Origin of the sequence: Kitasatospora sp. GAS1066B, from assembly GCF_041262605.1 — a bacterium.
Lineage (GTDB): Bacteria > Actinomycetota > Actinomycetes > Streptomycetales > Streptomycetaceae > Kitasatospora.
Window position 1 is genome coordinate 338,255 of the sequence record NZ_JBGCCO010000003.1, and the last position, 9,868, is coordinate 348,122.

The following is a 9,868-nucleotide window of genomic DNA, read 5'->3' on the forward strand; positions in this document are numbered from 1 at the left end:
AGCTTCTTGAGTTCGATCCCGGTCGTGCAGCGCACCGTGTTCTCGACGTCCCGCACCGCGGAGTTCCTGGAAGAGCGGGCCTTGCAGTCCCAGACCGGTCAGCCCCGCGCGAGGTTCGGTGACGTCGTCATCAAGGAGCTGCTCGACAACGCCCTCGACGCGGCGGAGACCGGGAGCGACCGCCTCGGGAGCGACCGCCCCGAGATCGGCCTCGCGGTGACGTGGGCCGACGGTGTGGCGCGGGTTTGTGTGACGGACAACGGGCCCGGCATGGCGGGCGGGGTGGTCGAGCGGATCCTGGATTTCACCTGCAACGTGTCCGACAAGGAGAGCCTGCGCTCGCCGACCCGCGGAATGCAGGGCAACGCGTTCAAGACCCTGCTCGGCATCCCCTACGCGCTCGGCATCGCCGAGCCGGTGGTGGTCGAGGCGCTGGGGGTGCGGCACGAGATCGCTGTGTCCGCCGACCCCTTGGGCGACGTGGCCCCCCGCCACACGAAGGTCCCCTCCAGCCGCACCACCGGTACCTCGGTCATCGTGCCGCTGCCCGCCGAGCAGGTCACGGCCGAGAAGGCGGCTGCCTGGCTGCAAAAGTTCGCCCTCGTCAACCCGCACGCGCGCTTCGTTGACCACGGTCAGACCGGCGGCGCGGACAGGGCCGGAATTTACGAGCCCACTGCGCCCAAGGGGTGGTGCAAGCCGCTGCCCACCGACCCGACCTGTGCACATCACTACGACGAGGCCGCGATGACGAAGCTGGTCTTCGCCCACATCCGCGAGCACCGCGCGGGTGGTGCGGACCTGACGGTTCGGGCGTTCACCAATACCTTCGCGGGCCTGACCGGCTCGGCCAAGGCCAAGAAGATCGCCGAGCAGGTTCCCCAGGTCACGCACCTGTCCGGGTTCGAGGAGCACCCGGACCAGATCCCGGTGCTGCTGGCCGCGATGAAGGAGCACAGCAAGCCGCAAACGCCCTCCTGCCTCGGCCAGGTCCCCCGCGACCACTACACCCACATCCTCGACCACGCCTTCGGTGTCGAGGAGGCATGGTTCTCCCGCAAGCAGCTGACCGACGCGGCGGGGATCCCGTGGAGCATCGAGGTGGCGGTTGCCCGCACGAAGCGCGCCGGCGCCGTGTGCTTTGCCGTGAACTACTCGGCGACCTTCGGCGACCCGCTGGCCGCCACCCGCCTGGTCGGCGACAAGCTTGCCAGCACCGGGGCGGCCTCGTTCCTGTCCAGGGCCGACGCCGCCCCCGATCCGGGCAACCTGTGGTGCCGGGCCGCCATCGTGCACCTGGTGTGCCCGGTCCCGCAGTTCACCGACAAGGGCAAGACGGCACTCGTCATCCCGCCCGAGATCGCCGAGGCCTGCGCGAAGGCCCTCACCGCCGCGACGAAGGTGCTGGCCAAGGACCAGCGCTCCAAGCAGGCCGCCGACCGGCGTGAGCAGCGGGCTGCGATGCGCGCGTACAAGGCCAGCACCGCCAACCTGACCGCGCCGAAGCTGTCCAAGAAGGACGCCGTGTTCACGGTCATGCGTGAGGCCATCAGCCAGGCCCGAGGCACCGAGGGCCTGTCGTTCTCCGCCCACACCCTGTTCTACAAGATCCGGCCGCTCGCGCTGAAGCTCCTCCCCATCGGGTCCAAGCTCAACGCCCCCTACGTCGAGCAGACGCTGATCCCCGACTGGGAACGCCAGAACGGACCCATCCAGGGCCTCTACCGCGAGCCGCGCGGAACCCTGCACCACCCCCATGACCCCACCGGGCTGATGGACGTGCGGCTGGGTACCCGCGAGGTCCAGCAGTACATCCCGCCGAAGTGGAGCTACAACAAGATCCTCGTCATCGAGAAGACGGGCCTGTGGCCGCCGGTACGCGAGTCGGGCCTCGCCGAGAAGTACGACATGGCCGTCATCACCAACGAGGGCTACGGCACCGAGGCGTGCCGCGAACTGCTCGCCAAGATGCCCCCCGGCGACGTGCAGATCTTCGTCCTCCACGACGCCGACCCCTACGGCTACAACATCGCCCGCACCCTCGGGGAGGAGACCACCCGCATGCCCGACCACCGCGTGAAGGTCATCGACCTCGGCCTGACCGTCGAAGACGCCCAGGCCAAGGGACTCGAGGCCGAGCCCGACACCCGCGACGCCGCCCTGCCCGCTCGCATCCTGCCCCACCTGTCCGACGCCGGCCGCCAGTGGTTCACGGGCAAGCCCTGCGCCTGGCGCCCGAACGGCGAGCCCGCCAAGTGGCGCTACCAGCGCGTCGAACTCAACGCCTTCTCCTCCCCGGAGCTCATCGCCTACATCGAGGAAGGACTCGCCCGCCACCAAGCCCTCGGCAAGGTCGTACCGCCCGACGGACAGCTGTGGTCCACCGCCCAACAGCGCCTGCAGCACCGTGTCGTCGCGGCTGTCGGCGAGGCGATCGGCGCCATGTTCCCCATGGGCCGGCTCGTCCAAGCAGTATTCGCCGGCATCGACACCGACCAGATCACCGCCATCGGCTCAGCCGACCTCGGCCAGCTCCACGCCGACCACCCCGCCCTCTCCTGGGAAGACGCCGTCACCACCCTCGTCGACAACCGGATGCCAGACGACCCCTACCTCACTGCCCTCGCCCGCCAGGCCGTAGCCGCACAACAGGCCACGCACAGCCGGTAGCCAGGACACCTCATGGCGGCTGCCCCACCATCGGGGCGGCCGCCACAGGCACGGGTGTCGTTTCGATGTCCATTGCGCCCGCCGGGATCCATTCAACGGCCGTGCGTCATATGGTCCTTGCTGCCCAGCAGCCGATGCGAAAGGACCGCATGACCGACTACGACCACGACTTCCACAACCCTGCCCCCGAACCCACCCCCACCGTCATCCTCGCCGTCCCCCACCCCGCCGAGCTCAACCCCCGCGGCATCACCATCACCTGCCCCAACTGCCGAGCCCACCGCGACTGGCTCCTCCTGAACGTCGGGCCCCAGGTCTTCGTCCGCTGCCGCTGCGCCCACGAGTGGCGCGAGCACGACCTGGAGGCCGCCGACGTCACCGCCGCCCGAGGCGACATCGGGGACGAGCGGGAATGGGAGTCGTTCGAGGAGCTGTACCGCGGACTCGGCTTCGACGGCCTCTTCCGCTACACCTACCTCAACTAGGGTCGCCTCTAACGCCAGCTCCCAGCACTGGAACCGGTCGGCTGGCGGCGCGTCAGAGGCCCAAGTGGCTGACGATGGCCAGCATCGGCTGCGCCAGCCTCAACTTGGTGCTCTGCTGGGACTGTCACCGGGCTGCCGTAGCCTGGCCGGCGTCCTGGTGACGCTATGACGGAGGGGTGGGCCGTGATGGGCCAGCACGCCACAAGCCAGGCGAATCCCGGCCCGGCGTCAAGCGCGCGGAAGCTTCACCACGGCTGGCCTCGGCGCGGGGGAACCACTTCCCGGCTGGGCTCTGAGAGCGTAGGAGCGCCACATTCCAGCGACGCCAGTACCTGGTGTGGCCGCCGGGTGATGGCTCTGCTCCCTTGACGCGCAGAAGGGCCGACGCGATGTGGGAAGGTCTGAACATCCGTCAGCGAGCCTATCTGCTCGCCTGCTTCCATGAGGATCGGGAAGCTGAGCTCCGCGCAAGGGCAGCCCGCGCAGCCTTTCGCGACCCGGGGCCGGCGTCCGCGTGGCGCAAGCTGCCCTTCTCGATGAAGACCGAGCTCCCGTTCGCCGACTACACCACCATCCAGGAGCGACTTCGCGAGGAAGGCCACCTCGACGCTGGAGCCGGAGCCACCCTGCACGCGCTTGCCCGCGGGGGGCTTCTCGAGATCACTGAAGATCGGGTCGACATCCCCCAGGTCGGTCTCGTTCACCGGGTCCTGGTGGAACTGACCCGTGCGGGCCGGGCCTGCGCACGCGCCGGACTCGGCATTGCCCCCACGCCGCGCAGGCCCGCGCACCTGCTGTCGGAGCGGCTGTGGCGCAACCTGGCCAGGGTCGCCGAAGCTGGAACTGACGGTCGGCCAGAGGGCGCCATGGGAGGCACCTCGAGGTTCTACCTCGGCGTCGGCTACCGCCCCAACGGCAGACCAAGCCGGGGATACATCGACTCCTTCGCTGTCCGCGTCGAGAAGGGACGCGGGACATTCGTCCTTGAGTACCGGTGGCGGATCACCGAGGCAGGCAGGCAGCACATCAACGCGCACCGGTCCGAATACCAAAGCCGTTACCCAGCTGTCCAGTTCAGCATCCCGGATCCTCTGTGATTGGTCGATCCGAGCGCGACTGTCGTACCCCAGGTTTATGGTGCTATGCGTGACGTTCACCTCCACATCGGAGCCGGTCAGTCACGACGTGATCCGGCAGATGATGATGCGCGCGGCAACAGTGGCGGCCCAGGCCCTCACGGACACCGAGCAGGCGCCGGAAGGCCGTCTGCGCACTTTGATGGAAAGCCACGGCGAAGTCCTTGCCGCGCGCGGCCCTGGCCAGCCCCTCCCGTTCGAGTCCTTCCTGGCGATGCTCACCGGCGACCTCGCCCGTCTCCTCCCCGATGGGGTATCACCGGAGGAGATGACTGGTGTCCATCTGATCAACGACGACGGCCTGTTCGAAGAAGACCTGTTCGACCTTGACCAGGAACAGCGGGAGGTCGCGCGGGCCGTCCAGAAGGCCACCCGGGACGGCCGGTCTACCTCCCTCACCGAAATCGAGCAGGAGATGGACCAGGTCACCGTCAACTCGGGGCTGAGGAAGCGCGGCACCCAAGATGCCTATGCCAAGGGCCGTTCCGACCTCTCCCGGCTCCCGGCCGGGACCGAGACCGAGGTGCGCAGGCTGAACCTGCCCAGCGTCGTCGGCCAGTTCTACCGGCCCATCAACTACGCTGCGCTCTACGAGCAGTGGTGGTTTGCCTGCCCCGCATGCCGCTGGCCGATGAAGATCACCCGGCACCGTTCGCGCAAGTCGGTCACCGGCAGGGTGCGGTGCTTCTACCGGCCGCACGCGGAACTGATGGGCGCCTCCTACACCTTCAAGATCCCTGATGCAGGTAAGCCGCCGGCACTGATCCCCGGTTCCCCGCCTCCAGCCCCCACCGGGGCGGCGTCGGTTCTCGCCCATGACCTGCGGGGATCCGTGCCCCAACCGCTGCCAGCCGCAGGGTATCTGGCGCTGGCACGCGGACCATGGCGCTACACCACCGTCCCCGGCCTCCTCGAGATCGCCCTGTACGACGCGCTGATCTCACGCGGCTTCGTCGTCGCCCCAGAGCCTCACATGAGCCGCGCAGCCCTGGGGGTCGGGGCCGACTGCCCCGGCACCGTCACCGTGTGGCCCTACCTGGATGCCTACGACCTGCACGTTGACGTGTGGCAGCGCGGTGACGAGAGAGAGTCCTTTCTGCTCGACATCAAGGACTTCACCTCGGAGAAGCTCCTAGCGAAGAAGATCCAAGCCGACGGCGGCGATGACGCAGCCGAGTGGATCATCGTCCCCGACTACCGGGAAGCGTCCCTTCCCCTGCTCCGTGGGGTGTGCGAGGAGTTCGGCCTGAAGGTGACCACCGCAGGTGAGATCGGCCAGAGGATCTGCAGGACGGCGGGTATCCGATGGGCCTGACAAGCAAGCTCCGCAAGGACGACGCGGCGGTCTACTGCGCGCTGGCGCTCGCCGCTCACTACTTCCCCGGCCCGTCCGACGATCACGGGCAGCCCGCGGGGACGTTCCGGCATGCCGCGTTCCTCCTGTCCGGCCAGTACGACAAGTGGTCGGCCTGGGCGAGCCTCCCCCACGAGGAAAAGCAGCGCCTCGCCGACGTTCTCGTCAATGCTCCCGGAGAACTCGCCAGCGCACCGGCCTTCGCGCTGGCTGCCCGCAGGAGACTGGCCACGCCCCCTGCTGGCCAGGCACCCCAGTTCGTCCCCGTCGGCGAACCTCACACAGCGGAAGCCGCCTCGCCCCTGGTCGGAGACGACCTCCTGGCCTACGTGGACCGCACCCTCAAACGAGTCCACAAGAATCACCCTCGCCCCAAGCCGACACCACCCGCCGTAGCTGGGGTCTGGATGACCCGCAAGCTCTACGCCGGCGGTATCGGGGAGATCCAGGGCCGCGCCACCATCCCCACCTTCGCGGGCGGCACCGAGACCGACCCGTGCCAGAGCCCGCCCCAGGTGCACACGGCCGCCTACGTACCGAACGTCGAGGCGCCAACCAGCGACCTCCTCGACCTCGCCCGGCAACTGGACCAGCGGCTCAAGCCCGAAGGCCGGCACCTGCACCAGGTCCTCAAGGCACTCTTCAGCCAGCTCAACACCACGGACACGATCTCCCCGAAGGAGATGATCCGCCTCTGCGCCGGCGCCACCGAGGTCTTCAACGCCCCTACGGGCACCGGTAAGAGCGTCCTCGTCCGCGTCATGGCTTCGTGGTTCGCCGTCAACGGCCTGACGCTCGCGATCGTCCTCCCCACCGTCGAGGCGACACTCTCGGCGGCGTGGGACATCAGTCAGGACCTCGAATACCTCGGCCACCCCGAGACATGTACTCCCCTGATGTCACCCTACGGCCTGCACGAGCGGGCCATGAAGATCGCCTCCCGCATCGAAGGATCGATCGCCGAACAGTCGGCCAAGATCCGCTGGAAGATCAGCCAACTCTCCTACGGCTGCGCGTTGAACCGCTTCACCGAGGCCACGCACCCCTACCCCGCGGGATCCGAATCCTGCATGACCCTCTACCCGCTCCCTCCGGCCAAGGGAACCCGGCGCTGCCCCTTCGTGCCGGTCTGCGGGAAGTACCAGCAACACCACAACGCTTGCACCGCCTCAGTGGTGGTGACCAACCACCACAACTTCATGATGGGCCGGATGCCCATCGGCATCACCCTCGACGACCGCCCCACCAACGGCTTGAGCGTGGCCGAGTTCCTTCTGCGCCGCTGCCACGCCACCCTCATCGACGAGATCGACCAGTTCCAGTCCACGGCCATCGGGAAGTGCTCAAGCGAGCTGGTCCTGGACTCCCGACTCGACAAGAAGATCCCGCTCCAGCAGCTCCACGACGAGCTGCGCAAGCAGCCACCGGCCACGGTCAAGGAACTCGTCCCGCCGGTCACCTATGCCCGTTACCTGACAGAGTTCCTGTTGGCCGCCGTCTGCGAAGGCCAGCTCCACCTGCGGCACTACGAGGGCGATGGCGGTCCCGTCGGCGACCGGGCGGGTATGAACAGCACCGGATGGCACATCTCCGGGGGCCGGGACCGCCGCCTGATCCACCTGCTGCTCCCCGAGTCAGGCATCACCAGCGAGCACGAGATCCCGCAAGAGCTCTTCGACAAGCTCAACGCGCTCAGGCCACCGAAGCCCGGCCAGGACCCGCTCGACGACCCGTTCAGCACCGTGGAGTTGGAAGACCACTTCCTCGACGTGCGCAACGCCCTCGGTGACCTTCTCGGCCACCGCGGCGCCGATCTGCTCACCCACACGCAGCACCGTCTGGGCGACCTCCTCAAGGCCATCGTCAAGGATGAACACGACCGCGCCGAAGCAGTCGAACTGCTCATCGTCCGCACCTGGCTCTCCGAGCTGGACGACACCCTCAACGACCTCATGGGTAAGACCGCCCAGCTCCGTTCGAGCGGCCTGGCCTCGGCCCGAGCCCTCGCCGAACGTCTTGAGCGCGGCATTGGAGCCAACATCCTCCCGTTCGGCATGCTCGGCCGCGCCCTGTTCGGCTACCGGGTCACCGGCCTGGACGACCCGGCCAAGACCGGCGAGCTCACCTCCCAGAGCATCACCGGAGACCCGCACACCTACACCGCCCAGCTCGGCAGCATCGTCTCGCTCGCCCTCGCCGGTATCGAGCGGCCCGTCATGGGCCTGTCCGCGACCGCGTATTTTCCGCAGGCCGTGCGTGAGCACATCCACAGCACCGTGAAGTGGTGGATGACCGACGCCGCACCGGACAGCATCCGCGCGAAGAAACACACCATCACCGACTCCCTCAACAACCCCATCCAGATCTCCGGGCTCCCCCCGCACCTCAAGGCAGCGGCCCTCAAGCAGCTCGGCGAGAGCCTGTACGACACCCGCATCCACCCCGAGCTCGAACGCCTGGAGAAGGAGGACAAGGACCGCGCGCACGCCGCCGTGGTGGTTAACTCCTACCTGCACTGTCGCTACATCGCCCTGGGCATCTACAACTCCGGCAACTACACAGGCGGCCTGTGCGTCGCCGTCCCGCCGGACAAGGAACGCCGCAGTGACCTGCCGCCGCTGCCCGCAGGCATCATCGAGCTGACGCCCGAGGAATTCGAGACTTTCCCGGCCAAGGGGAAGATCCTTGTCGTCCCCATGGCGCGCATCGCCCGCGGCCTGAACATCGTCATCGGCACCAAATCGGCGATCACCCCGGTCTACCTGTGCACCCGCCCCCTGGCGCTGCTGAGCGACCCCCCGGAGATGTACGCCTCGGTCAACGCCGCCGGCCTCAACAGCCTCCCCAAGGAACCCAGCGACGACCCTGTCGCGGCTCTCGCAGCAGCACGCACCGAGGCGTGGAGGCGTCTGAGCCTGATCATGCGCTCCGCGCCCGGCTTCGGGTCGACCCACAAGGTCCTGCAGGACGAGATCGTCGCAGGCATGGTCGTCGACATGATCCAGCTCGCCGGACGAGCACGGCGCGGCGGAACGGACATGACCCTGCACCTCGTGGACTACGCCTTCCACCGCGACTCGTGGCAGGCCGACCTCGCCAGCATCCTCCAGCGGATGCACGCCAACTGGGACGAGGACGAACGCCGCCGCATGGACGAGATCTACCGCGAAGCCCTCGCCGCCTTCCTCGCCTACGCCGGAATCGGCGTGGCCGCATGACCCTCGAAGGAGAACCCGCCCGCATGACCGCCCGCCCGCCCAAGCAGACCCAGCGCCTTGACCTCCTCGCTGGCCGGGTCACGCCCGCCCTCCTCGCGGACGCCTCCGTCCACGTCCGCGACTGCGGCCCAACAGGCGTCAACATGTGGAAGATCTTCGAGAATGCGTACCGCCGACGGGCCGGGCGGGACCAAGTCCAGGCCCCCCACTCCATCGCCACGACGGCTCTGCGTGCCCTCACCGGCGGGTACGTCTGGCTGGACGCCAAGCGGGCCGTCCTGGCCAGCCTGGACCCCATCGACGACGACACGGTGCGCGACGTCTTCACTCTGCTGCACGGGCTGGCCATGGGCGAGGACATCGACGACATCGACCTCAACCAACCGGTCAGCCTCGCGGAGAAGTTCGCCTCCACCCCCCAGGAACAGCGCGCTCTCTCCGACTACCTGCTCCGCTCGCCCAGCGGCCAGCCCGACGCCCCCACATGGGTCTACCAGACCGTCACCTGGGATCTCGCCCGCCGAATCGCAGCCGAACCCTGGAGCATCGACGGCCTGTCCGTTCGGCTTCGCCCCGACACTTCGGGTGGGCTCGTCGCATGGGACGACCCGTGGCCGGACGAGCCCGGAACCCGCTTCTCCCTGCCGCGGATCCGACTGAGGATGAAGACCGAGCCCAACGTGAGCGATCCACTGATCCTCATCTCCGCCTCGGCGACCCGCATCAGCCGCTCCATGGACTTCACCCGCACAGTCCTCGTTGAACAGGACCACCCGAACCGGCCACTGGTCGAGGTCGAACTCGACGGCCGGGGACGCCTTCGCGACGTCAACCGCCTCGCCCTCCAGGCCCTCTCTCGGCTCGGTATGGGCCGCTCGGTCCTCCACGAGATCGACCAGCAGATCCAGGCTGACCTCCTAATGATGTTGTCAAGCCGCTGATGTGACGGGGAGTGCAGGCTCGTAGCTCTTCCCGTCACGGATCAGGGCCCATAGAACGTTGACC

At 68.1% G+C, this 9,868-nt stretch carries 6 protein-coding genes; all 6 read left to right on the forward strand.

The features are described 5' to 3' along the window. Positions 1–6: 6 nt before the first annotated feature. On the forward strand, positions 7–2,670 hold the full coding sequence (locus ABH937_RS04925) for a hypothetical protein (RefSeq protein WP_370217327.1): 2,664 nt from the start codon (positions 7–9) through the stop codon (positions 2,668–2,670). 149 nt (positions 2,671–2,819) lie between these two features. Continuing rightward, complete coding sequence (locus ABH937_RS04930) at positions 2,820–3,155, forward strand: hypothetical protein (protein ID WP_370217328.1); 336 nt, start codon at positions 2,820–2,822, stop codon at positions 3,153–3,155. Between the two features lie 389 nt (positions 3,156–3,544). Further along, positions 3,545–4,252, forward strand: coding sequence for a hypothetical protein (locus ABH937_RS04935; protein ID WP_370217329.1), 708 nt, complete (start codon positions 3,545–3,547; stop codon positions 4,250–4,252). 49 nt (positions 4,253–4,301) lie between these two features. Next, positions 4,302–5,606, forward strand: coding sequence for a hypothetical protein (locus ABH937_RS04940; protein WP_370217330.1), 1,305 nt, complete (start codon positions 4,302–4,304; stop codon positions 5,604–5,606). Further along, positions 5,597–8,863 carry a hypothetical protein gene (locus tag ABH937_RS04945; protein ID WP_370217331.1) on the forward strand — a complete coding sequence of 1,089 codons (3,267 nt, stop codon included), beginning with the start codon at positions 5,597–5,599 and terminating at the stop codon, positions 8,861–8,863. The genes ABH937_RS04940 and ABH937_RS04945 overlap by 10 nt, the downstream gene beginning before the upstream one ends. Before the next feature lie 23 nt (positions 8,864–8,886). Next, a complete protein-coding gene (locus ABH937_RS04950; protein ID WP_370217332.1) occupies positions 8,887–9,804 on the forward strand; it encodes a pPIWI_RE module domain-containing protein in 918 nt (305 codons plus the stop codon). Positions 9,805–9,868 lie beyond the last annotated feature (64 nt).

Excerpts from the sequence above, each read along its gene's own strand:
- ABH937_RS04930 (WP_370217328.1), top strand. The coding sequence starts at position 2,820 with ATGACCGACTACGACCACGACTTCCACAACCCTGCCCCCGAACCCACC.
- ABH937_RS04935 (WP_370217329.1), top strand. The coding sequence starts at position 3,545 with ATGTGGGAAGGTCTGAACATCCGTCAGCGAGCCTATCTGCTCGCCTGC.
- ABH937_RS04945 (WP_370217331.1), top strand. The coding sequence starts at position 5,597 with ATGGGCCTGACAAGCAAGCTCCGCAAGGACGACGCGGCGGTCTACTGC.
- ABH937_RS04950 (WP_370217332.1), top strand. The coding sequence starts at position 8,887 with ATGACCGCCCGCCCGCCCAAGCAGACCCAGCGCCTTGACCTCCTCGCT.